Genomic DNA, 25,228 nt, shown 5'->3' with positions numbered 1-25,228 from the left:
TTTGGTTATAATTGGTTTGTTTTTATACAGTCCATTTAGTTATGGTTCAGTAAGTATACAAAGTCAAGTTATCCACATGCTTGCAATAAGGGCGAGTGTTTATTTTATTCAGAGTAATATTTCATGTTAAAATGCCATAATCGCAATTTTTAGCAATGAGTAGTCAGCGTGCCACATAGCCAGCTTTTAGAGCCAATTAACAATTTTTTATTATGCAGTACTCCCGATGAGTGGGTTGAACAAGCAATCAAAAAAGAAAACTTACCCATCATATTAATTGATCACTTAATATGTGAATTAAAAGCGGCGCAAAGTGCCATGTTTTTAATTCGTAAGTATGCGGTAGATAAAGAGAGCAGTGATGCACTGCTTGAATGGCTTAAACCGTTTGAAACGCTTATTTATAAACGTGAGGGAAATTGGCGTGATTTAGCGGCTAAAAATAAACTCACTAAATCCATTATCCCTAAATCTAACTCGCCTTATGGCCAAGATTTAATTGATAAAATGGTAATGCTGATAAAAGAAGAGCTGCATCATTTCTATCAAGTGCTCGAAATTATGGATGAATACGGTGTTGAATATAAAAGTATAACGCCATGTCGTTATGCCAAAGGCATGCTACGCAATGTTAAAACGTTTGAGCCTAATGCCTTAGTTGATAAGCTTATTGTAGGTGCTTACATAGAAGCTCGCTCGTGTGAACGCTTTGCCAAGCTTGCACCCCATGTAGATAAACGCTTAGGGGATTTTTATATTTCATTGCTGCGCTCTGAGGCACGTCATTACCAAGATTATTTAACCCTTGCTCAAGACATTGCTGATTTTGATATTACCGAGCGGGTAAAAGAATTTGCTGAAATAGAAGCACAGTTAATTTTATCTGATGACGAAGACTTTAAGTTTCACAGTGGAACACCGTTAAGTAAAAGTGCTTAGTATACTTAAGTGCTACAAATGGGTTATGTTGTTGTAGCACATACTTTAGTATCAAAATTATTTTTAAATTAGACACTTCCAAAACTCTCTCCTAATATTTAAGCAAGTCGAATTTTGAGTTATCAACGGTCTATATTGCTTTGTAATTCATTTTAATAAAAGGGCCATACCTTATTTATTATTGGGTGAGAATGTATGCAAGATAAAGAGGGATTATTTGTATTTGCAGCTGAAGAAGAACCAGCAGATACAGATCTGAAAACTTGGAAAATATTAACCGTTGAGGATGATCTTGATTATCAAAACGCGTTAGTTAACAGCTTAAAAGAGCTAAAAGCCAAAGATGGTTATAAATACGAGTTGTTAACAGCAAATTCGGTACCAGAGGCGGCTTTGGCGTTGAGCATGCACCCTGATATTGCACTTATTTTTATAGATGTGGTGATGGAGGAGGATGACTCAGGTCTGCGTTTAGTGAATACTATTCGAGAGGTCATCGGTAACGCAGAAATGCGTATTGTGCTCTTAACAGGGCAACCTGGTTTTGCACCAGAGAGCGATATCATGAAAATGCTCGATATCGATGAATACTGGAATAAATCAGACCTATCTGCCGAGAAGCTGCAATCAATTGTTAATAGCAACATGCGCACTTGGGAGTATATCTCACAAATTAGGTCAGCCAAGCAAGGTTTACAGTTGGTGCTTGATGCATCTAGAAGTATTAACGGTAAGCACGATATGGCCTCTTTCTCTTATGCTGTGCTTAAAGAAATTAGCAACATTTTAAAAATAACCGAAGGTGGTGGTATTTTTTGTTCGAGTAATTCAGACCCTAGCTCTGAATGTTTAATACTCTCAACCCATGGTTGCTTTAGTGGCATTAAAGGGCAACCTGTGGGACCTAATCTGCCTGCAGAAATGCTGCAAGACTTTAAACAAGCGATTAGAGAGCGTCGTCATATTTTTTCAAAGCACCACAGTGTGTTTTTTTTCGAAACGCCAGATCAGCAGGGCGCTGATTACATAACTATCGTCAAATCAGACAACCCAATTAGTGAGCAAAACGAATATTTACTTAAAGTATTTAGTGAAAATGTGAGCACAGGATTTGCTAATATTTCGTTATTAAATCGCTTAACCGAGCTTGCTTATACCGATGTGTCACTTAACTTGCAAAACCGTAACTGGCTAACCCGTGAAATAAAGAACATGAATGCGCAGGAGCGGCTAAAAACGCGATTGGTCATTTTTGATATTTATCAGTTTGACGAAAAAGCATTCACCTTTGGTCATGAATTTTGTAATAAATTAATGAAGTTAGTTTACCAGAGTATTGTTGATAGCTTTACTAGGTATGACCCCCGCATAGCATTGATTAGTAACAAAGCGTTTGGCATGTTAGTGAGCGTTGACTTTGATATCTCAAATGCAGTTAGTTACTTTCAAAATAAACAAAAATTCGAAATTGAACAAGTTAAGCAATACATTGATGTCCGTATTTTAGAATTAAAATTAAATGTAGCTTTAAACTTAACACCTGAAAAAGTAATCAGCCTTGCAGAGTCGAGCCTGAACTCTTCGCAGCTAAACCAAACTAAGTATATTCAGCATACCGAGGAAAAAACAGATCAAATTACTCGTCGTTATGAACTGATGGCTGAGCTCAGAACGGCTATAGGTAATAAAAGTTTACAGGTGGCGTTACAACCCAAAATCAGCTTATCAACCTTGAAACCAGCAGGTTTTGAAGCGCTCGCTAGGTGGCAAAGAGCTGATGGCAGCTTTGTACGCCCTGATGAATTTATAGAGTTAGCTGAAACAGCCGGATTAATTAATGAACTAGACCATGTGATTTTCGAAAAAATACTAGAGACTATTAATCAACTTAAAGAGCAAGGCTGCAACTTACCCGTTGCATTTAATGCATCCTCTTATGATTTAGTTGAACCTAGTTACTTTGAGCAAATAAAAACTAAAATTGAAGAGTACAACATTCTGCCTTCTATGCTTGAGCTAGAGGTGACAGAAACGCAAGCCATAAGTAACTATAACTTAATTAAAGAAGCACTTGAACGGTTTATCGCCTTAGGTATGAAAGTCAGCATTGATGACTTTGGCACTGGTTACTCGTCGTTAGCTCACATCAATGAAATACCGTCTACGTCGATAAAAATAGATCGCTACTTTGTTAGTGATCTTGAATTTAATGACAACAATCAGTACATGATTAAGATGATATTATCTTTAGCGAATCAGTTTAACTTTTCGGTAATTGCTGAAGGTGTTGAGAATGAATTTGAGGCTCAGTGGTTACATCAGCAGGGGTGCGAAACTGCTCAAGGATACTACTTTTCTAAACCATTATTTTTAAAAGATTTAATTGTGTGGCTAAAACAGTTTGAAGTGAGTAAGAATGAATAGCCTTAACAGCTTGCCGGTCGGCTCAAAAAAAAGTGTGCTGATAAAGTCTTTGTTTAGTTTATTTATTACTTTATTTATTGGCTGGCTTATATACGAACAAACATATCAAGAAAAAATAAACACCATAAAAGCTAAGCAAGATGAAAAGTTAGTCCTTATCAGTGGAGATTTTTCTAAAGAGCTCAGTAGTATTAAAAAGCTTACGCGTATCCTGGCCCAAGGGCCGATTTTAAAAAGCGACACACCAAACAAGCCTTTACAATCAAAGCAAAGAAGAGATGAAATAAATAACTATTTTTTAAATTTTGCTGCTATCTCTACTAATATCGCGCAAATTCGCTGGCTAGATACACAAGGCCAAGAGCAATACCGCATTAACGCAGCCAATGGTATTGGCGAAATTGTATCGCCTGATGAGTTGCAAAATAAGCAAACTCGTTACTACTTTCAAAAAGGGATGCAGGTCAGTGCGCCTGACATTTTTGCCACAGAAATAGATTTAAATATCGAACGCAACCAAATTGTAATTCCTCATCAACCAACAATCCGTGTAACCTATCGTACGGATAAAGAAAATTACCTATTAGATGGTTTGCTAGTGGTAAACTTTAACTTAGATTATTTGTTTGATCAGATTAAAAGTTACAACCAAGAGAGCACTTTAATTAGCATTTTAAACCACGATGGCTTTTGGTTATTAAATACTGATGCTGAATTAGAGTGGGGGTTTATGTATGGTAAAAATGAGCAAACACTCGCTTTAAAAAAACCAGAGCTTTGGCAGCAAATTATTGATGGCAATGTAGAATATGGTTCGCACTTTTTTAACCATAGTCTTTATACCTACCGCCGTTTTTCTATTTTTTCGTTGCGCGAGAACAAAGGTAGAATTAGCAATGCTGACAAAGAATTAATTATTCTTATAAGTAGCCCCAATGAATTGTTAATAACTGTACGAAATGCGGCCTTACGGTTAGCGTTAATTTGCAGTGGATTACTATGTTTAATTAGCTTTGGTTTTATTTATCGTGAGTATAAGTTTCAAAATCAGCTATTAGCCCTGACACATAAATTACATATTGAAAAGATAGAACTAGATATCGTTAACCGTGAGCTTGATGCCACAATTAAGCAGCAGCAGCAACTGCAAGAAGGGTTAATTGAAGCGCAAAAACTATCTTCATTAGGGTTGCTCGTGGCAGGTGTTGCTCATGAAATGAATACGCCTATCGGTGGAGCCGTTATTTCTGTTTCAAATGCAGATATGGCATTGAATAAATTAAATGAAGCGATGAAACAGGGGCTGACTAAATCAACGTTAGAAAGTACTACAACAAGTATTGGAGAGAACCTAGCGCTGGCTAAAATTAATTTAAATAAAACCGCCGTATTAGTAAAAAGTTTTAAAAAAATGGCGATTGATCGCCATAATGATGAATTTATAGCATGTGATATTGAAAAAATTATTGAAGAGCTATTATTGTCATTAAACTCCAGGTTAAAAAACTCGCCAATAAAAGTGAAAACTATTTTTTTACTTAATAAACAGGTAATTAGCTTGCCAGGTGTTATTTCTCAGGTGGTCGAAAACTTAGTGGTTAATGCGCTAAACCATGCTTTTGATGAAAAGCAGGAGGGGGTAATAGAAATAAAAGTCGAACAAGCGACTAATAATAGGGTGAGGCTGAGCGTGTCAGATAATGGCAAAGGTGTTGATGGTGAGATAAAGGCAGATATATTTGAACCCTTTTATACTTCAGCTAGAGGTAAAGGTAACACGGGTTTAGGTTTATATATGGTTTATCAATGGGTAACCCAGATTTTAAAAGGGGACATCAAACTTCATTCAGAACCACAAAGCGATACCTATTTTAAAACGCAATTTATTATTACTTTACCTGACTTAAAAGCAAAGTCTCATTACGATTAGTCAATAAAGGCTAAAAACCCTACAAGGGGGTCGAAACTAACTCTTGAGAATCAGGGGTAATCACTAAATACGAACCTTGAGTATACCAATCGCCCAATACTGTGCGAGTAAGCGTTTGGTTATTAACTTTATAGGTATGTACATCAGGGCGGTGAGTATGGCCGTGGATCATATTAGCCACGTTATGTTTGGCGAAGGTTTCGAGTACTGCGCTTTGCACCACATCCAGTATTTCTATAGGTTTGTCTGCTTGGCTAAGTTTACTTTTTTCACGTGCATCACGCGCTATTTTTTTACGATACCACAATGGCATAGCAAGCATAAGTTTAGGCCACCACCAACCACGGCTCTTTCGACGAAACTTTTGGTACTCAACATCCTGGGTACACATTTCATCACCGTGCAAAATGACAGTAGGAGTGCCGTAGAGGTCGATCACTGTTTGCTCATTCAGTAAGGTCATTCCTGCCATATCGGCGTACTGTTCTCGCATGATAAAGTCGCGATTACCGTGTACAAAATAAATAGGAATACCTAAATTATTAACCGCTTTTAGCTGTTCTGCCACTGCCGCTGAGAGTTCGCTAACATAATCGTCACCAACCCACACTTCAAAAAAATCACCTAAAATATATAGGGCGTCTACTTTTTGAGGAGTAATATGGGCGTGTAAAAATTTAAAAAATGCCGCTGTAATATCAGGGCGATTTTCACTCAAATGTAAATCGGCGATAAAGTAGGTTTGGCGAGTCATGGTGATTCCATTTAGATAAAAGCGGGTGAATACCCGCTTTATGTATTCTTTGAAGAATAATGCGGTCTTAGCTGACAGTTACACTTTCAATTACCACATCTTCAAGTGGTACATCTTGGTGGAAGCCATTGCTACCTGTAGCAACACCTTTGATTTTATTTACTACGTCCATGCCTTCTACTACTTCAGCAAACACACAGTAACCCCAGCCCTGTGATGTTTCACTGCTGTGGTTTAAAAAGTCGTTGTTATTTACGTTAATGAAAAATTGCGCTGTAGCTGAGTGTGGATCAGGCGTGCGTGCCATTGCTAATGTACCTACTTTGTTAGATAGGCCGTTGTTCGCTTCATTTTCAATTGGGTCGTTTACTTCTTTTTGTTCCATACCCGGTGCAAAACCACCGCCTTGAACCATAAAACCATCAATTACACGATGAAAAATAGTGCCATTATAAAAACCTGAGTTTGCATACTCTAAAAAGTTTTTTACTGTATTTGGAGCTTCGCTTTCGTGCATTTTAATGGTGATATCACCAAAATTTGTGTGTAGAACAACCATGAGATTTCCTATAGCTGGTTTGAATATTGACGCTATTTTATCGTAGTTGACCCAGATTAACAAAGAGCTTTGATAAACCGCTAGAGCCCATGCTTAGCAAGTGGTAACATAGCTTTTCTGTTAATCGTGAAGGAAAGCAACTAAATGGTACAAATATACAACACACTGACACGCCAAAAAGAAGAGTTTAAACCTATGGTCGATGGAAAAATCGACATGTATGTGTGTGGTATCACCATTTATGATTACTGTCACATTGGCCATGCACGCACATTTGTGGGTTTTGATGTAATTGTTCGCTACCTTCGCCACTTAGGTTACGATTTAAAGTATGTACGTAATATTACCGATGTTGATGATAAAATTATCAAGCGCGCAAATGAAAACGGTGAGGCGATTAACGACTTAACCGTGCGTATGACTAAAGCCATGCATGAAGACTTTGACAGTTTAAATATGCTACGTCCTGATATAGAGCCAACCGTAACCGGCCACATGGATGAAATTATTGCTATGGTTGAGCGTTTGATTGCCAAAGGCCACGCTTATGTTGCAGCCGATGGCGACGTTTTATTTGATGTTTCTACCTTTGAGCAATACGGAGCTCTTTCGCAACAAGATTTAACCATGTTGCAATCAGGTTCGCGTGTTGAAGTAGCTCAAGATAAAGACGATCCTCTTGATTTTGTTTTATGGAAAAAAGCCAAAGCAGGGGAGCCGTCGTGGTCATCACCTTGGGGTGAGGGTCGCCCTGGTTGGCACATAGAATGTTCAGCAATGAGCTCTAAGCATTTAGGTGAGCATTTTGATATTCATGGTGGTGGTTCAGACCTACAGTTCCCGCACCACGAAAACGAAATCGCGCAATCATGTTGTGCAAATAATGGCCAGTATGTAAATACTTGGATCCACACCGGTATGGTACAAGTGAACAAAGAGAAGATGTCTAAATCGTTGGATAACTTTTTTACCGTTCGTGAGGTATTAAAACAATATGACGCAGAGTCGGTTCGTTACTTTTTAATATCAGGTCATTACCGCAGTCAGCTCAATTATTCGCAAGAAAACTTAGACCAAGCACGTTCGTCTCTTGAGCGTATTTACACCGCATTACGTGGCGTTGAGCCAGTTGAATGTGAGCTTGAGGGTAATGAGTATGTGGCTAAGTTTAGAAAAGCCATGAATGATGACTTTAATTCGCCAGAAGCATTACCGGTTGTGTTTGAAGTTGCTAAAGAGCTAAATCGTGTAAAAGACAGTGATAGCGAAAAAGCAGGACATTTAGCCTTTATTCTACGTAGCTTAGGTGAAATACTTGGTATTGCTCAACAAGCACCAGAGGCATTTTTACAAGGCGGTCAAAACGACGATGAAGTGGCTGAAATTGAGGCACTGATTGTAAAACGTAATGACGCACGTGCCAGTAAAAATTGGGCTGCAGCAGATGAAGCTCGCGATGCTTTAAATGCGTTAGGTGTAGTACTTGAAGATTCAGCGGGAAAAACAACGTGGCGTAAAGCTTAGGGTTTGTTGAGCTTTGCGGATTTAGCCATAACGCGCTGAACACAAAAAAGGGTTGCCATAGGGTAACCCTTTTTTAGTTATATCAATTGCATTAGATTGATTATGCTTTTAATAAAATTGATATTGTTGACCTCAATTATAGTTGAGGTTTTAAACTCGCATTCATCAATTTAAAAATGGAAAATTAATGAATATTTTACTTGCCATGATCCCAGCTTTTTTATGGGGAACGACTTATGCGGTAACTAAATACGCAACCCCAGAGTGGCCGCCAATCTTGCTAGGAGCCATACGTGCACTCCCTGCTGGTTTATTATTGTTGTTATTTAAACCTTCTTGGCCAACGGCTAAACAGTGGCCAGGCATTTTTCTAATAGGCGCAATCAATATTGCGTTGTTTTTTAGTTTTATTTTTGTAATGGCGATTAATTTACCTGCTGCGATTGCAGGTGTCGGTATGGTATCTGTTCCTGTGGTCGCATTATTATATGCATGGCTCGTAAAGCGACAACAGCCAGCGCTAGTGCAAGGATTTTGTGCCCTTGCTTTAGTGGTTTTAGCATGGCGCTTATTTGACCCACAACATGTTACACTTAATTTATTGGGAGTAGTGGCACTGATAGGGGCGCTATTGACTATTGTTATAGGCAGTACGCTGGTAAAAAAAGTGACCGCTAAAGTACACTGGTGGACAGTATTAACATGGCAGTTAATTATTGGCGGCAGTTTGCTAGCAATTGCCGCTGCAATACAGGCTTTTTATTTTGCTCCCCAGCAGTATCAATTTTTAACTGCATCAATAAATACAACCCAATGGCTGGCGCTATTTTGGCTGGTGGTGCCTAACACTGCTTTAGCCTATATTTTGTATGTTTGGTTATTAGGGCGAATGACAGTGGTTGAATTTACTTTTGGCACTATAGCTAACCCAATTGCCGGCATTTTATGTGCAGGGTTATTGATTAACGAACAATATGAAAGTTGGCAGTACGCGATTATGTTATTAATGATCGTGTTTTCGGTATTGCCACAAGGCTTGGCATTAATAAAACGAAGAATGATGATACAAAAAGCCCGCAATTAAGCGGGCTCTTCATTACTTTATTTTTTGTTTATTAGCTGTGATACTTTTCACACGCTTCTAGCGTATTTTCAATTAAGCTAGCAACCGTCATCGGACCCACACCGCCTGGTACAGGGGTAATAAAGTCCGCTTTTTGTTCTGCAACGGCGTACTCTACATCACCCACTAATTTACCGTTGTCTAAACGGTTAATACCTACATCAATAACAATGGCGCCGTCTTTTATCCAATCACCCGGAATAAATTCAGGTTTACCCACTGCTACAACCAGTAAATCTGCACGGCGTACATGCGTTTCTAAATCTTGGGTAAACTTATGACAAACAGTGGTGGTACATCCGGCGAGTAACAGCTCAAGTGACATAGGTCGACCCACAATATTAGAGGCACCAACAACCACAGCATGCATGCCTTTGTAACGTACGCCGGTTGAATCTAGTAAAGTAATAATACCCTTAGGTGTACATGGACGAAGAGCGGGCATACGCTGTGCTAATCGGCCAATATTATAAGGATGAAAACCATCAACGTCTTTGTGTGGAGTAATACGCTCAAGAATTTTTTCTGCATCTAAGCCCTCTGGTAAAGGGAGCTGCACTAAAATACCATCAATTTCACCATCAACATTCAACTCATCAATTAATGCTAATAGCGCTTGCTCTGTGGTGTCTGCTGGTAAGTCGAATGACTTAGAAATAAAACCAACCTCTTCACAGGCTTTACGTTTTGAACCAACGTAAACTTGGCTTGCTGGATCTTGTCCAACAAGTACCACAGCTAATCCTGGGGCTCTAAGGTTTTGCGCAACACGTTCTGAAACTCGTTCAGCCACTGCGCTACGTACTTGTTTTGCTACTGCTTTACCATCAATGATGTTTGCCGTCATGGGTGACCTTTAATTAGGTTAATTAACTTGATACCGATACATTTAAAAAACGAATGCATATATAGGGGTTAAAATGCCGATAAAGAAAACACCTTTATCTTACTCATTTTTTATATGGCGACTATTTTCGCAGAAAAGCGGTTAAGCGCCAAGTTGCTTTTAAAGTATAAGCGCTCGAATTATAAAAAAGAGTTTAAATTTTATCCCTGTATCGTAATATTTGACCATTATGAACTAAAAATGAGCAATTGATTTGTTTTCTTAAAAAAACGTTTGACCTAACCCAGTCAAATCACTATTATGCACCCCGTTGTCAACGAGGTCACTCGCAGACAATAGTAAGTATCGGCGATTAGCGCAGTTTGGTAGCGCACTTGGTTTGGGTCCAAGGGGTCGCAGGTTCAAATCCTGCATCGCCGACCATTTTTATGTTTATTCATAACAATTTAACTTACTAGTGAACTATGAAGTTTTCGATGCGCCCATAGCTCAGCTGGATAGAGCAACGCCCTTCTAAGGCGTCGGTCGAAGGTTCGAATCCTTCTGGGTGCGCCATTTTGAAAACACTGTAATGCCGTGGTGATTGTAGCTCAGTTGGTAGAGCCCCGGATTGTGATTCCGGTTGTCGTGGGTTCGAGCCCCATCAGTCACCCCAATTTACAAAAAAGAATATCGGCGATTAGCGCAGTTTGGTAGCGCACTTGGTTTGGGTCCAAGGGGTCGCAGGTTCAAATCCTGCATCGCCGACCACTTTCTTATAAGTGGTCTTAAATCCAACATTTAAGTATTCAAGAAAAGTTATATCGGCGATTAGCGCAGTTTGGTAGCGCACTTGGTTTGGGTCCAAGGGGTCGCAGGTTCAAATCCTGCATCGCCGACCATTTCCCCTAAGTAAAACACATCTAAATTCTACTTTTATTAAACAACACCCTTAATTTTTTCTTTATTAATCGTATTTTCACTTAATTAGTCTGTTTTTTATTCGCTTAGTCGTTATCTACCCTGATCTACCCCAAATAATTGCCCCCTACACTCGACTATCATAAATATTAGGTTATAATGCCGCGTCTATTTGTTTAATAATATAGTGCCCTAAGGGCAGAGCAGCAATGGTATCTCCTGGTAGCGACGGATTTTTTTAAGCCCCAAAGCTTGAATTTTATCAAGACGCCTATAGATTACTTTGTTTGTAAGGAAGGCGAACAGTCGCCAAAATTGAATATTGAGGTAAATCATGCAAGTTTCTGTTGAGACGACTCAAGGCCTTGAGCGCCGTCTGACCATCACCGTTCCTGCAGAGAACGTTGAGACCGAAGTAAAAAAACGCTTACAACAACTGTCAAAAACGCAGCGTATCGACGGTTTCCGTGCTGGTAAAGTTCCAGTATCAGTAATCAACAAGCGTTTCGGACCAGCTGTTCGTCAAGAAGTTGCTGGCGAAGTAATGCAACGTAATTACATTGAAGCAATTGTTGCTGAAAAAATTAACCCTGCAGGCGCACCAACATTTGCTCCTAAAGCACTTGAAGCAGGTAAAGATTTAGAATTCTCAGCAACATTTGAAGTTTATCCTGAAGTTGAAGTTCAAGGTTTAGAGAAAATTGCTGTTGAAAAACCAGCGGTAGAAGTTACTGACGAAGATTTAGCAAACATGCTAGAAACACTTCGTAAGCAACACGCTTCTTGGGCTGATGTTGATGCAGCGGCTGGCGCAAACGACCGTGTAACGGTTGATTTCGTTGGTACTATCGACGGCGAAGAATTTGAAGGCGGCAAAGCTGAAGACTTCCCATTAGAACTTGGCCAAGGTCGTATGATCCCAGGTTTTGAAGATAACATCGTTGGCAAAAAAGCAGGCGAAGAAGTGGTTGCTGATGTAACTTTCCCTGAAGATTACCATGCTGAAAACTTAAAAGGTAAAGCGGCTCAATTCACTATCACAGTGAAAAAAGTTGAAGCGCAAGAATTACCTGAATTAAGCGATGAGTTTGCAACTAAATTCGGTGTTACCGAAGGCGGTGTAGACGCGCTTAAAGAAGAAGTTAAAAAGAACATGACGCGTGAGCTAGACCAAGCGGTTAAAGCTAACGTTAAAGACCAAGCAATTAAAGGTCTTTTAGAGCAAAACGAAGTTGAAGTGCCTAAAGCATTAATCGACCAAGAAGTTGACGCACTACGTCAGCAAGCTGCTCAACGTTTTGGTGGCAATGGTCAAAACATGCCAGAGCTTCCAGCTGAATTGTTCCACGAGCAAGCAGTAACACGTGTTAAAACTGGCCTATTATTAGGTGAAGTGATTAAAGCGAATGACATCAAAGTTGATGACGCTAAAGTTGAAGCATTAATTGCTACTGTAGCTTCTGCATACGAAGATCCAACTGAAGTAGTAGAATACTACAAAGCAAATGATCAACTAATGCAGCAAATGCGTAATGTAGCAATGGAAGAGCAAGCTGTTGAAGCTATTTTGGCTAAAGCAACTGTGACTGATGTTGAAAAAGCATTTGATGACATCATGAATCCACAGCAAGGTGCATAATAAGTCATTGACTTAAGCGCTCGCTAACGATTAAATGGCTCGTGTTACTCTGTTTATGCAGTGTGCCCGGGCCATTTTAGTTTGTGGTTCTTAATTAGCTAAAAATGATCATTATGCTTTTCTTAGAATAAGTATAAGCGCATAAGGAATTAAATAAGTATGAACACTGGTATGACAGATCCCCTAAACGCATTAGTCCCTATGGTTGTTGAGCAAACAGCTAAAGGCGAGCGCTCGTTTGATATTTATTCGAGACTATTAAAAGAGCGTATTATCTTTTTAACGGGCCAAGTTGAAGACAACATGGCAAACCTGATCTTAGCGCAAATGCTATTTTTAGAATCAGAGAACCCAGAAAAAGATATTTTCTTATATATCAATTCACCGGGTGGCTCTGTCACTGCGGGAATGGCTATTTACGATACAATGAACTTCATTAAACCAGACGTAAGCACAATCTGTGTAGGCCAAGCGGCTAGCATGGGCGCATTTTTACTGTCTGGTGGCGCGAAGGGTAAACGTTTTTGTTTACCAAATTCACGCGTGATGATTCACCAACCGTTAGGTGGATTCCAAGGTCAAGCGTCTGACTTTGAAATACACGCAAAAGAAATCCTGTCTATTAAAGACAAGTTAAATCGCTTAATGGCTGAGCATACTGGCCAACCGCTTGACGTTGTTTCACGCGATACAGACCGTGACAATTTTATGAGTGCAAGCCAAGCTGTAGATTACGGTATTGTTGACTCAGTATTTACTAATCGCGGTAGCAAGTAAGTATGCCTGCAAGCAGTGATGCTTGCTAATGAGAGTTACTATGCGAAAAACACTAAATTTTGGTATAGTTAAAGCGTATTAAAATAGCCACCAAGACTTTGGTGGCCAACGTAATAAAATGAGGTAGCTGAATGTCTGACACTCCTACAGACGGCGACAAAAGTAATAAATTGTTATACTGCTCTTTTTGTGGCAAAAGCCAGCATGAAGTTCGAAAGTTAATTGCAGGACCTTCAGTATACGTTTGTGATGAATGTGTAGAGCTGTGTAATGATATTATCAGGGAAGAAATTAAAGACATCGCGCCTAAGCATGATGCCGCTGACAAATTACCTGTGCCAAAAGAAATTCGTAACCACTTAGACGACTACGTTATTGGTCAAGACCATGCGAAGAAAGTATTGTCTGTAGCGGTTTACAATCACTACAAGCGTTTACGCAATCAATCAACTAAACAAGACGTTGAACTAGGTAAAAGTAATATTTTATTAATTGGCCCAACCGGGAGTGGTAAAACATTATTAGCTGAAACGTTAGCTCGTTTACTTGATGTGCCGTTTACTATGGCCGATGCCACCACACTAACCGAAGCCGGTTATGTAGGTGAAGATGTTGAAAACATTATTCAAAAGCTTTTACAAAAATGTGACTACGACGTAGAAAAAGCACAACGTGGTATTGTTTACATTGATGAAATTGACAAAATTTCTCGTAAATCAGATAACCCATCAATCACACGTGATGTATCAGGTGAAGGTGTACAACAAGCCTTACTTAAACTGATTGAAGGTACAGTGGCTTCTGTTCCTCCACAAGGTGGACGTAAACATCCACAGCAAGAGTTCCTGCAAGTAGACACCTCTAAAATACTGTTTATTTGTGGTGGTGCATTTGCTGGTCTTGATAAAGTTATTGAGCAGCGTAGCCATAAAAACACCGGTATTGGTTTTGGTGTTGACGTTAAAGAGTCGGCGGCGAGCCGTTCTCTGAGTGAAACATTTAAAGATGTTGAGCCAGAAGATTTAGTAAAATATGGTTTAATTCCAGAGTTTATTGGTCGTTTACCTGTGGTTGCAACATTGACTGAACTTGATGAAGCCGCGCTGGTACAAATTCTAAGTGAGCCTAAAAACGCCATTACTAAACAGTTTTCAGTATTGTTTGGTATGGAAGATGTTGAGCTTGAGTTTCGTGATGATGCACTGCGTGCTATTGCTCATAAAGCAATGGAACGTAAAACCGGTGCGCGTGGCTTACGTTCAATCGTAGAAGGTGTATTGCTTGATACTATGTATGAGCTGCCTTCAATTGATAACGTTAGCAAAGTGGTTGTTGATGAAACCGTTATTAAAGGCGAGTCTGATCCTATCTTAATTTATGACAGCAGTAATCAAGAACATGCTGCGGCAGATTAAATTCTGAGCGAATCATAAAAAAAGGGAGCCAATGGCTCCTTTTTTTATAATTAATTTAATCGAGTTAACAAAAATTGTTGAACTTTAATTAGGTTATCCCCATATACTTGAGTAATCTTTAAATAAATGAAGTGCAAAGAGAAAATACAATGACGCTTGAGAGAAACGATCGAGTCGAAATCCCTGTGCTAGCACTGCGCGATGTGGTGGTGTATCCACACATGGTGATCCCGCTTTTTGTAGGCCGTGAAAAATCAATAAAATGCCTTGAAGCGGCAATGGATAAAGACAAACAAATTTTCTTAGTTGCACAAAAAGATGCAACTGTAGATGAGCCTGAGAAAGACGATATTTATCGTGTTGGGACAATTGCGACTGTACTTCAATTATTAAAGCTACCCGATGGTACAGTAAAAGTATTAGTTGAAGGCACACAACGTGCGAATATCGAAGAGTTTGTTGATAACGAAGACTTCTTCGTTGCCAATGCACAGTTTATTGAATCGGATTCAGTGAACGAACAAGAACAAGATATCTTTATTCGTAGTGCATTGAGCCAGTTTGAAGGCTATGTAAAATTAAATAAAAAAATTCCACCTGAAGTCATGACCTCGGTATCCGGTATTGATGAGCCTGCGCGTCTTGCTGACACTATGGCAGCACATATGCCATTGAAAGTGCCTGAAAAACAAAAAGTACTTGAAATATCTAGCGTTACAGAACGTTTAGAGTACTTAATGGCGCTGATGGAAGGTGAAATAGACTTATTGCAAGTTGAGAAGAAAATTCGCACCCGCGTTAAAAAGCAAATGGAAAAATCGCAGCGTGAGTATTACCTCAATGAGCAAATGAAAGCGATTCAAAAAGAGTTGGGTGAAATTGATGACGTACCGGATGAATTTGAAGCGTTGAAAAAGCGCATTGAAGAGTCTGGCATGCCATCAGAAGCGAAAGAAAAAGCCACAGCTGAATTAAATAAGCTTAAGATGATGTCGCCAATGTCGGCAGAAGCCAGTGTTGTTCGCTCATACATAGATACGTTAATTAACGTACCGTGGAAAAAACGCTCTAAGGTGAAAAAAGACTTAGCCGGCGCGCAAAAAATATTAGATAGCGATCACCACGGCCTTGATAAAGTCAAAGAACGCATTATTGAGTACCTCGCAGTACAACAGCGCACAAATAAACTTAAAGGGCCAATCTTATGTTTAGTTGGACCGCCAGGTGTAGGTAAAACATCACTTGGACAGTCTATTGCGCGTTCAACGGGTCGTAAATACGTTCGTATGGCACTCGGTGGCGTACGCGATGAGGCTGAGATTCGTGGGCATCGTCGTACTTACATTGGTTCTATGCCTGGTAAGTTAATTCAAAACATGACTAAAGTAGGCGTTAAAAACCCATTATTCTTGTTAGATGAAATTGACAAAATGTCAGCGGATATGCGCGGTGACCCTGCATCAGCATTGTTAGAAGTATTGGATCCTGAGCAAAACAGTCATTTTGCGGACCATTACTTAGAAGTTGATTACGACTTATCTGATGTGATGTTTGTTGCAACCTCAAATAGCTTTAATATTCCAGGTCCTTTATTAGACCGCATGGAAGTGATTCGATTATCGGGTTACACCGAAGACGAAAAGCTAAATATTGCTAAAGAGCACTTAATTCCTAAGCAAATTAAGCGTAATGGTTTAAAAGCTAAAGAAGTTGAAATTGCCGACAGTGCCATCATTGGTATTATCCGTTATTACACCCGTGAAGCGGGCGTGCGTAATTTAGAGCGTGAAGTATCTAAGCTATGTCGTAAAGCGGTTAAAAATATCTTAATCGAAAAAGACACTAAAACAGTGACAATTGATGCAGATAACCTTGAAGAATACTTAGGTGTGCAGCGCTTTGATTACGGTAAAGCAGAAGATGGCGACCGTATTGGCCAAGTTACAGGCCTTGCATGGACAGAAGTAGGCGGTGACTTACTCACGATTGAATGTGCTGCAGTACCAGGTAAAGGTAAGCTGACCTATACAGGCTCGTTAGGCGATGTAATGCAAGAGTCGATTCAAGCGGCAATGACCGTTGTGCGTAATCGTGCTGATGAGCTGCGTATTAATAGCGACTTTTATGAAAAGCGCGATATTCACGTACACGTACCTGAGGGTGCAACACCTAAAGATGGCCCAAGTGCCGGTATTGCAATGGTAACGTGTTTGGTTTCAAGCTTAACCGGTAATGCGGTGCGCTCTGATGTAGCCATGACAGGTGAAATTACCTTACGTGGTGAAGTATTGCCTATTGGTGGTTTAAAAGAGAAATTATTAGCGGCTCACCGTGGTGGGATTAAAACGGTCATCATTCCAAAAATTAACGAACGTGACTTAAAAGAGATACCTGACAATGTATTGGCGGGTCTTGATATTCACCCAGTTACATGGATTGATGAGGTATTAAAGCTTGCTTTAGTGCATCCAGTTGATAGTTTTTCAGTCGAAACACCGAAAAAGCAGTAAAAAAGCCAAAAAAAGTGCTTTTAGGGGCTTTTCAAATCTAAACGGTATGATAAGTTAAGCACTGGTTTTCAAGCCTAGCCCTTGCAGGGCCTAGGCTTAAGAAAAATATAATCATATGAGCTTTAAATAAATGCTCAAAAATTTCAAAACAGTGATGTTAGTTTAAAAAAACAATCGCTCTTGATAACAACAATGAAAGAGGATGATATTGTGAATAAATCTCAATTAATCGATCAAATCGCAGCTGATGCTGACATTTCTAAAGCGGCTGCAGGTCGTGCACTAGATTCATTCATCGAATCTGTATCTGGCGCGCTAAAAGATGGCGACTCAGTTGCACTTGTTGGTTTTGGTACTTTCTCTGTACGTGAGCGTGCTGCTCGTGCAGGTCGTAACCCACAAACTGGTGAAACGATTCAAATTGCTGCTGCTAACATCCCAGCTTTTAAAGCCGGTAAAGCGCTTAAAGACGCAGTAAACTAATCACTGTGTAAACAAATTAGTTATGGCGAGTGAACAATACGCTTAATTATTCTAATCGATGAATTAAGTTACTTCACCGCCAGTTACTTCAAGTGAAAAAGCGTATCTGGTAAGATACGCTTTTTTTACATATGACAAGGTAGAAAAGACCTTGGTCAGAAAAGAGATAAACAAATGCTTGAGAAAATCAGAGAAGGTTCGCAAGGGCCGGTAGCCAAAGTCATTTTAGGCGCGGTGATTTTATCTTTTGCCTTAGCTGGGATCGGTAGTTACTTAGGTCAAACCACAGAACAACCCGTTGCTGAAGTAAATGGAATTAAAATTAGCCAAACAGAATTTAGCCGTGCGTTTCAAAATGAACGTAGCCGCTTAGAACAACAATTTGGTGAATATTTTACCCAAATAGCAGCCGATCCAACTTATATGGCTCAAATACGTCAAGGCGTGATTGACCGTTTAGTACAACAAGAATTACAAAGCCAGTTAGCGACTGAGCTGGGTCTGCGTGTGAGTGATGAAAGTATTCGTCAAACAATTTTAGAGCTTCCTTATTTTAAAATTGGCGATCAGTTTAATAACGACCGTTACTTACAAGTGATTCGTCAAATGAACTTCCAACCTGATTCATTTCGAGAGTACCTTCGTGATGATATGACACGTAGCCAGTTAGTGTCAGCGGTTGCAGGAACTGACTTTGCATTGCAAAACGAGCTTAAATCAGCCATTGCACTGCAACAACAAACTCGCAGCATTGATTATTTAGTCATTGATAAACAAGCAATGCAGGCTGATGTTGACGTTACTGATCAAGAAGTGGCTGATTATTACGAATTAAATGCAGGGCAATTTTTATCGCCAGAGCTTATTTCAGTTAATTACATTGAGTTAGATGCAGATGATATCGATGTTGCATCGGTAAGTGAAGACGACGTAAAAGCATATTATGAGCAGAGTAAAGCGCAATATGTTGAGCCTGAAAAACGTCGTGTATCACATATCTTAATTGATAACAGTGAAGATGACGATGCGGCAAAAGCGAAAGCTGAGTCTTTATTAGCACAGCTTAATGCGGGTGCTGATTTTGCACAATTAGCTGAATCGTCGTCAGATGATATTGTTAGCGCCGAAATGGGTGGTGACCTAGAGTGGATTGAACGTGATGTCATGGAGCCTGCATTTGAAGATGCTGCTTTTGCACTGCAAAACAAAGGTGATTACTCTGATGTAGTAGCCTCTGAATTTGGTTATCACATCATTAAACTTACAGACATTCAATCGCAGCAAGTTAAACCTTACGATGCCGTGAAAGCCGATTTACGTGCTGAACTTGAACAAGCTGAAAAAGTGGATGCGTTTTACGAGAAGCAAACAGAAATGGGTGCGTTAGCATTTGAGATTTCTGACCGCTTAGACGATGCTGCTGAAGTGGCGGGTGTTGAAGTACAATCTACACCGCTATTAGCACTGAGTGCGCTTCCTGAGCCGCTTAATAATCCTGCGGTTATAACCGCATTATCATCAGTTGAATTACTAGAAGATAAAGTAAACTCAGAAGTAATCGAACTAGGTAATGAGCACGTGATTGTGGTTCGTGTTAACGAGCATCAACCGGCTGCAACTAAAGCATTGAGCGAAGTAAGCGAGCAAATTAAAACACGCTTAGTAAACGAAAAAGCGTCGGATCTTGCTAAAGAAAAAGCACGTACCTTATTTGCACAAATCAAAGACGGTAAGAGCTTAAACGATGTTGCTGCTGAGCAGTCACTAAGCGTTCGTCAAGAGTCGCAACTTACTCGTGAAAGCTTTGCTGTTTCGCCTGCTATTGTTACCCAAGTATTTAAAATGGCGCACCCACGAGATGGCGCAGTTTATGATGTAGTTAACTTAAACAATGGTGATGCTGCTATTGTTGCGCTTAACTCAGTCACGGATGCACCAGTGAGTGACAGCATTGAGCCACAAATGAAGCAAAATATCACGATGGCCCAAGCACAGAAAAACTATACGGTATTCATTGAGTCGCTTAAGCAACAAGCGGAACTTAATGTACCAAAAGCAGCGCAACCTGCGGAATAAATAATAGCTAAACTATAAAAGGCGCCAATTGGCGCCTTTTTTGTTTTTGTATTAACAGCTTAATAAGCGTTGAGTAACCTTTGACTGTGGGCTTTGAAAAATAGCTTCAGTGGGACCGTATTCAACAATTTCACCTTTATTGAGAACGACTAATTGGTCGCTAATATGACGCACTAAACTTAAGTGATGGGTGATCAAAATATAGGTTAAACCGGTTTCGAGCTGTAATTTAAGTAATAAGTTAACTATTTGCGCCCTCACAGAGGGGTCAAGCGACGAAAGTGCCTCATCGAGTACAACGACCTTGGGATCTAAAATAAGTGCGCGAGCGAGCGCTATACGCTGTAATTGCCCAATACTAAACATATGCGGATAGTATTGTTGGTGATCAACCAGCAAACCGACCTTAAGTAAAGTACTGCCAATTTTTTCACTGCGCTGATCTTTATCAAAATCGGTATTAAATTTTAGGCAATCGTCGAGCATTTCTGCAATGGTTAGTGCTGGGTTTAACGAGGTGGCGGAGTCTTGAAAAATCATTCGGATATAACGGCACTGAGCATCGCGCTGGCCGTTGTTTTCAATGGTGTTATTTTCTAATAATATTTGTCCGCTGTCTGCACTGTATGCGCCAACTAACAATTTAGCGAGGGTGCTTTTTCCTGAGCCGGTTTCACCAATAATGGCAATCGTTTCACCTTTACCAATACTAAATGAGATGTTTTTTAGTACATCAAATTTTTTACGGCTAAATAAACCTGCACGCATGTTAAAGGCTTTTGACAAGGCTTGAACTTTTAACAAGGGTTGCATTATTTTACTTCCTTGATCAATGGAAAGTGACACGCGTAACTATGGCCGTGGTGTTTAGAGAGTTTAGGGGCAACCACACACTCTTTTTGTGCTTGCGGGCAACGCGGTCCTAAACGACAACCAATCGGTAAATGTTGTAGTGTAGGTATAGTGCCTTTTAATGCATAAAAAGGTTCTTTATGGGCTAAGCCGTGCTCATAATCAGGTAAGCTTTTTAATAAAGCCTGCGTATAAGGATGACGCGGTTGGCTAAAAATACGGTGCGTTGGACCGGCTTCAACCATTTGTCCGCAATACAAAACATGAATACCATGTGACCAATTTACTATTTCTTCTAGCTCATGGGAAATCATCAAAATAGACATATTCTTTAGCTGATTCAAACTTTTTAATAATCGAAATACCTGCGCACGAGTGGTACTTTCTAGTGCGGTTGTTGGCTCATCAGCAATGAGCAATTTAGGTGTACGCGCAATGGCCATGGCTATCATGACTTTTTGACAAACGCCTTCAGAGAGTTCATGAGGGTAGCTATCAAGCACGGCTTCATGATTTTTAATGCCCACTTTGTGTATCAGTGCTTTTACACGATCTTTACGCTCTCGGTTGCGTTTTAAGAAAAACCCTTTGGCGGCCACTTCAGGCAGTGTTTCAGCGATTTGGTTAAATATTTTTGCAGTAGGGTCAAGGCAGCGACTTGGATCTTGGTAAATCATTGCAATGTCTTGGCTGACGGTTTTACGGCGCTGCTCTGGTGTGAGGCGCATTAAATCAACACCGCGCCAATGCATTCTATCGGCGGTTATAACCCAGCGTTCGTTAAGTACGCCTACAATGGCTTTTGCAATTAAGCTTTTTCCTGAGCCGGATTCTCCCACTAAGGCGTGTACTTCACCTTCTTTTAAACTAAAACTTACTCGGTCAACAGCACGAATAGCGGTTTCAGACGTTTGCAGCTCTATGGTTAAGTTTCGAATATCTAGTAAATGCATTTAATCGGCCTTACGCGCTTGTAAAACTTTGCGAAGTCCATCGCCCACCAAGTTTGTTGAAAGAACGGCTAAAAATAGCAGTACACCCGGAAGAGCCACCGTCCATGGCGCTAAATAAATAAGCCCTAAGTTTTCGGCCAAAATAGCACCCCATTCAGTGGTCGGCGGCTGTGCGCCAAGTTTTAAAAACCCTAGCGCAGCAATATCTAAAATAGCTGTGGAGAGGGCCATAGTAAAAATAACCACAATATACTCATACACATTAGGAAAAATACCGCGCGATAAAATATGCCACTTAGAGGCCCCATCGAGCCGGTACGCTGTGACATAATCTTTACCCAGCTCATCAACGATTAGGTTTCTAATGGAATGAATAAACTGTGGTAACAGCGCTAAAATAATTGCCCAAACGGTATTCATTAATCCTGGGCCGAGTATGGCAATAATAATAATGGCCAATAATAATGAGGGGATAGATAAGGTTACATCAAGTAAATGGTTCAAAAAGCTAGAGCGTATGCCTTTGCTTATACCAGCAAATGTACCGACTAACACACCAATTATGGTGGTAATTAGGGCAGCCACGACCGACAAACCAAAAGTATAAGTCGCACCATTCATCAAGCGTGAAAGCACATCTCGGCCTAAGTCATCGGTGCCTAAAATAAACCGCACATCGCCCATTTCATTCCATGAAGGTGGCAGCAGTAGTGCATTACTGTGCTGTTGATTTACTCCATAGGGCGCAAGAAACGGCGCTGTTGCAGCTAATATACTAAAGGCAATAAACACCCATAAACCCACCAAAGCAGGATGGTTATTTTTAAATTTTCGCCATAGTCTCGCTAATGGCGATTTATTTGAATCTTCTGAAAATAAATTAAACTTTGCCATGCGCTTGGTTCCGAGACAGAGGATCGAGTAGGGTGTATGTTAGTTCAGCTATAATTGTGGCAATAATAATAAAAAAAGAAACGGCCATTAACCCCCCTTGTATGGCAGGGTAGTCACGTTGATAAATACTGTCGATTAACCAACGGCCAATCCCCGGCCATGAAAAAATAACCTCGGTGATCATAGCAAGGGTGATCAAGGTGCTAAATTGCAAACCTATTTGCTTTATGACTGGCAGTAATGCATTTCTCAGGGCGTGATGAATAATAAGCTGTCCACGGTTAAGGCCTTTGGCGCGAGCTGTTTTGATAAAGTTTTGATCCATTACTTTTAACATTGATTCGCGAGTAAAGCGCACCAATACAGTAGTCGGATACATAGCCAGTACAATGGTAGGTAACGTTAGGTGATGCAGTGCATCAAGCATTGCCATGCCATTGTAGGGAAAATCAGCAAGTAAAATATCCAGTAAGATAAACCCCGTACTGGCAGGTATTTCATACAATAAGCTCACTCGCCCCGACATAGGAAACCAACCAAGTTTGAGCGAAAAAACCATAATTAGTAATAACGCGAGCCAAAAAATAGGCATAGAATAACCAACCATAGCTGTTGAGCTAATTAATTTATCAGGCCATTGTTTATGATAAGCCGATGCTAAAATCCCGACAGGCACGCCTACTACAACCGAGATGACTAACGCATAAATACTCAGCTCTAAGGTCGCTGGAATTAAATCAACCACGTGAGCAAAAACACTATCTCCTGAGGCAAACGACACGCCCCAATCGCCTTGTACTATTCGCCCAACAAAGGCAATGAACTGCATGAAGTAGTTACTGTTAAACAGGTACTTTTCTTCTAGCTGTGCATTTTGAGTAAAATTAGTGTCTGGTATGCCACTTAAGTTACTCAGTGGATCGCCAGGGAATAAGTAGCTCAGCGAAAAAGTAAAAATACTCAGTAATAACACCATGAAAAATAACAATCCGAGGCGGCGTAAAATATAATCGAATAACATTACTTCTTCCTCGCGTTAGCCAATGAAATAGCGCCAAATGGCCCGAGTGTGATCCCCTCAACATCAGCACTACTTGCCTGAAAACGCATGCCGTGGGCTATTGGGTATAAGGGTAATTGTTCGATGATCATACTTTGTGCAGCGTCGTAATATTGTTTACGTAAATTTAAATCGGTCGTATCGAGAGCTTTAGTTAACAGTAAATCAAATTCAGGATTACACCAGTTCGCTGGGTTTTTGCCACTGAAGGTCGCGGTGCAGCTAAGTAACGGGCTAAAAAAGTTATCAGGATCAGGCGTATCTGCTGCCCAACCTAATAATACACTGTCGTGACGGTGCTCGCCTATGCGTTGAATAAAGGTGTTCCACTCATACTCGACAATATTAACGTTAACGCCAATTTTGCGTAAATCGCTTTGCATCAGCTCTGCCATTTTTCGTGCATTGGGGTTATAAATACGGCTGACAGGCATAGCCCAAATGCTCATATCAAACCCTTTTTCATAACCGGCTTCAGTTAATAGTTTTTTTGCCAGTTGTGGGTCGAAAATTGGCATGTTCTTTTGTGGTTCAAACGCCCACGACGTGGGTGGTAATATTGACCGCGCACGAAGTCCATTACCGTAGTAAACTGCCTGCATTATTTTTTCTATATCAATGGCATGCACTAAGGCTTGGCGTACTTTTAAGTTATCAAACGGAGGGCGTTCGGTATTAAATGCCCAATAACCTATGTTTAAGTTGGTTTCCCTTTCAACGTTAATATCATCTCGCTGAGCTAAAATACTTAACTGTGCACTGCTAGGATGCGCAGTTACGTCACACTCTTTGGTAAGAATTTTAGCAATACGCGTTGTGCCATTAGGGGTAATGTCGTACACCAACTGCTCAAGTGCCACCTCGTGTTTCCAATAGTCAGCGTTTTTATAAAAGCGTACTAAATGGTCTCGTCGGTATTCTTTGTAAATATAAGGACCGGTGCCAACTGGATATTGATCAAATAGGTTTTCTTGGTTGTTGGCTTTGAGCGCCATGGCATATTCTTTAGAGAGCACCACGGCGAAATCGGTCGCCATATTCGCTAAAAAACTGCTTTCTGCGTTAAATAATTCAAACCGAACTTGGTGATCAGACACCCTGACAATTTTACGAATAAGTTGGTCAATACCCACACTTTGAAAGTAGGGGTAATTCGCATCACCGACAAAGTGATAGGGGTTGTATACATCAAATAAACGACTGAAAGTGAAAATGACATCATCAGCGTTAAATTCGCGTGTTGGAGTAAAATACGCGGTGGTATGAAATTTAACCCCTTTGCGCAGAGTAAAAGTGACAGACTTACCGTCTTTGCTAATTTTCCAGTCGGTGGCTAGTTCGCTTTTAAATTCAGCGGTCACAGGGTCAATACTAATTAACCGGTCGTACAACTGGTTAGCAATAATATCGATGGTTGATCCTGTGGTTGTGACTTGTGGATTGAACGACACAGGATTTGCCTCAGCGCAATAAACGAGGCCTTGGTTTTTTTCTTCTAAGATTTCTTCTTTACTATCAATGCAACCTACTAAACTCAATGATAATAAAGCAAGTAATAATTTATGCACC

Annotated in this window: 19 protein-coding genes and 5 tRNA genes; 16 read left to right on the top strand and 8 right to left on the bottom strand. The window is 40.2% G+C overall.

Annotated features, from left to right (window positions below; genetic code table 11):
- Positions 1 to 168 precede the first annotated feature (168 nt).
- From miaE to AAGD16_RS10635, 3 genes are all read left to right on the top strand, one after another.
- On the top strand, positions 169 to 939 hold the full coding sequence (miaE, locus tag AAGD16_RS10645; RefSeq protein ID WP_016899267.1) for a tRNA isopentenyl-2-thiomethyl-A-37 hydroxylase MiaE: 771 nt from the start codon (positions 169 to 171) through the stop codon (positions 937 to 939).
- Between the two features lie 195 nt (positions 940 to 1,134).
- Complete coding sequence (locus AAGD16_RS10640) at positions 1,135 to 3,363, top strand: EAL domain-containing protein (protein WP_368484954.1); 2,229 nt, start codon at positions 1,135 to 1,137, stop codon at positions 3,361 to 3,363.
- Positions 3,356 to 5,293, top strand: coding sequence for a sensor histidine kinase (locus AAGD16_RS10635; protein ID WP_377111631.1), 1,938 nt, complete (start codon positions 3,356 to 3,358; stop codon positions 5,291 to 5,293). Before AAGD16_RS10640 ends, AAGD16_RS10635 begins: the two co-directional genes overlap by 8 nt.
- Positions 5,294 to 5,312: 19 nt before the next feature.
- On the opposite strand, the gene AAGD16_RS10630 is transcribed toward AAGD16_RS10635, so the two are convergent.
- Positions 5,313 to 6,047 carry a UDP-2,3-diacylglucosamine diphosphatase gene (locus tag AAGD16_RS10630; protein ID WP_377111628.1) on the bottom strand — a complete coding sequence of 245 codons (735 nt, stop codon included), beginning with the start codon at positions 6,045 to 6,047 and terminating at the stop codon, positions 5,313 to 5,315.
- 67 nt (positions 6,048 to 6,114) lie between these two features.
- Positions 6,115 to 6,606 (bottom strand): peptidylprolyl isomerase, encoded by a 492-nt coding sequence (locus AAGD16_RS10625; protein WP_013465455.1) that lies wholly within the window; start codon positions 6,604 to 6,606, stop codon positions 6,115 to 6,117.
- Positions 6,607 to 6,750: 144 nt separating this feature from the next.
- Here AAGD16_RS10625 and cysS point away from each other — a divergent pair, with 144 nt between their 5' ends.
- Positions 6,751 to 8,130 carry a cysteine--tRNA ligase gene (cysS, locus tag AAGD16_RS10620; protein WP_013465454.1) on the top strand — a complete coding sequence of 460 codons (1,380 nt, stop codon included), beginning with the start codon at positions 6,751 to 6,753 and terminating at the stop codon, positions 8,128 to 8,130.
- 187 nt (positions 8,131 to 8,317) lie between these two features.
- The gene (locus AAGD16_RS10615) at positions 8,318 to 9,214 is read left to right on the top strand and encodes a DMT family transporter (RefSeq protein ID WP_090494364.1); all 897 of its coding nucleotides are present in this window, start codon (positions 8,318 to 8,320) and stop codon (positions 9,212 to 9,214) included.
- Positions 9,215 to 9,245: 31 nt separating this feature from the next.
- Here the strand turns inward: AAGD16_RS10615 and folD are convergent, their stop codons facing one another.
- Positions 9,246 to 10,100 carry a bifunctional methylenetetrahydrofolate dehydrogenase/methenyltetrahydrofolate cyclohydrolase FolD gene (folD, locus tag AAGD16_RS10610; RefSeq protein WP_013465452.1) on the bottom strand — a complete coding sequence of 285 codons (855 nt, stop codon included), beginning with the start codon at positions 10,098 to 10,100 and terminating at the stop codon, positions 9,246 to 9,248.
- Positions 10,101 to 10,446: 346 nt separating this feature from the next.
- Between folD and AAGD16_RS10605 the strand changes: the two genes are divergently transcribed.
- The 11 genes from AAGD16_RS10605 (at position 10,447) to ppiD (ending at position 19,900) form a co-directional block, all read left to right on the top strand.
- A tRNA-Pro gene (locus AAGD16_RS10605) sits at positions 10,447 to 10,523 on the top strand.
- Positions 10,524 to 10,578: 55 nt separating this feature from the next.
- Positions 10,579 to 10,655: transfer RNA gene (locus AAGD16_RS10600), tRNA-Arg, on the top strand.
- A gap of 24 nt (positions 10,656 to 10,679) precedes the next feature.
- Positions 10,680 to 10,755, top strand: a tRNA-His gene (locus AAGD16_RS10595).
- An 18-nt stretch (positions 10,756 to 10,773) separates the two neighbouring features.
- Positions 10,774 to 10,850 (top strand) — tRNA-Pro (locus AAGD16_RS10590).
- A gap of 54 nt (positions 10,851 to 10,904) precedes the next feature.
- A tRNA-Pro gene (locus tag AAGD16_RS10585) sits at positions 10,905 to 10,981 on the top strand.
- Positions 10,982 to 11,334: 353 nt separating this feature from the next.
- Entirely contained in the window at positions 11,335 to 12,639 is a 1,305-nt protein-coding gene (tig, locus tag AAGD16_RS10580; RefSeq protein ID WP_058155052.1) for a trigger factor, read from the top strand.
- Between the two features lie 159 nt (positions 12,640 to 12,798).
- Positions 12,799 to 13,416, top strand: a complete 618-nt coding sequence (gene clpP, locus AAGD16_RS10575; protein WP_013465450.1) for an ATP-dependent Clp endopeptidase proteolytic subunit ClpP — start codon at positions 12,799 to 12,801, stop codon at positions 13,414 to 13,416.
- 131 nt (positions 13,417 to 13,547) lie between these two features.
- Entirely contained in the window at positions 13,548 to 14,831 is a 1,284-nt protein-coding gene (clpX, locus tag AAGD16_RS10570; RefSeq protein WP_013465449.1) for an ATP-dependent protease ATP-binding subunit ClpX, read from the top strand.
- 149 nt (positions 14,832 to 14,980) lie between these two features.
- Positions 14,981 to 17,341 (top strand): endopeptidase La, encoded by a 2,361-nt coding sequence (gene lon / locus AAGD16_RS10565; protein WP_013465448.1) that lies wholly within the window; start codon positions 14,981 to 14,983, stop codon positions 17,339 to 17,341.
- Positions 17,342 to 17,551: 210 nt separating this feature from the next.
- Positions 17,552 to 17,824 (top strand): nucleoid-associated protein HU-beta, encoded by a 273-nt coding sequence (hupB, locus tag AAGD16_RS10560; RefSeq protein WP_008111035.1) that lies wholly within the window; start codon positions 17,552 to 17,554, stop codon positions 17,822 to 17,824.
- A 174-nt stretch (positions 17,825 to 17,998) separates the two neighbouring features.
- A complete protein-coding gene (gene ppiD, locus AAGD16_RS10555; RefSeq protein WP_028834040.1) occupies positions 17,999 to 19,900 on the top strand; it encodes a peptidylprolyl isomerase in 1,902 nt (633 codons plus the stop codon).
- Positions 19,901 to 19,951: 51 nt separating this feature from the next.
- Here the strand turns inward: ppiD and AAGD16_RS10550 are convergent, their stop codons facing one another.
- From AAGD16_RS10550 to AAGD16_RS10530, 5 genes are read right to left on the bottom strand one after another with little or no spacing between them, the layout of a single operon-like run.
- Positions 19,952 to 20,713 carry an ATP-binding cassette domain-containing protein gene (locus AAGD16_RS10550; RefSeq protein WP_013465446.1) on the bottom strand — a complete coding sequence of 254 codons (762 nt, stop codon included), beginning with the start codon at positions 20,711 to 20,713 and terminating at the stop codon, positions 19,952 to 19,954.
- Complete coding sequence (locus tag AAGD16_RS10545; RefSeq protein ID WP_008111028.1) at positions 20,713 to 21,705, bottom strand: oligopeptide/dipeptide ABC transporter ATP-binding protein; 993 nt, start codon at positions 21,703 to 21,705, stop codon at positions 20,713 to 20,715. The genes AAGD16_RS10550 and AAGD16_RS10545 overlap by 1 nt, the downstream gene beginning before the upstream one ends.
- Entirely contained in the window at positions 21,706 to 22,599 is an 894-nt protein-coding gene (locus AAGD16_RS10540) for an ABC transporter permease subunit (protein WP_013465445.1), read from the bottom strand. It abuts the gene before it with no gap.
- Positions 22,586 to 23,620, bottom strand: a complete 1,035-nt coding sequence (locus AAGD16_RS10535; protein ID WP_058155050.1) for an ABC transporter permease subunit — start codon at positions 23,618 to 23,620, stop codon at positions 22,586 to 22,588. Before AAGD16_RS10535 ends, AAGD16_RS10540 begins: the two co-directional genes overlap by 14 nt.
- Entirely contained in the window at positions 23,620 to 25,227 is a 1,608-nt protein-coding gene (locus tag AAGD16_RS10530) for an ABC transporter substrate-binding protein (protein ID WP_013465443.1), read from the bottom strand. Before AAGD16_RS10530 ends, AAGD16_RS10535 begins: the two co-directional genes overlap by 1 nt.
- Between the last annotated feature and the right edge of the window lies 1 nt (position 25,228).

It is taken from the genome of Pseudoalteromonas sp. M58 (assembly GCF_042604605.1).
Lineage (GTDB): Bacteria > Pseudomonadota > Gammaproteobacteria > Enterobacterales > Alteromonadaceae > Pseudoalteromonas > Pseudoalteromonas tetraodonis.
Note: the sequence above shows the minus strand (reverse complement) of the source record. Positions and strands in the feature narration are given on the sequence as shown.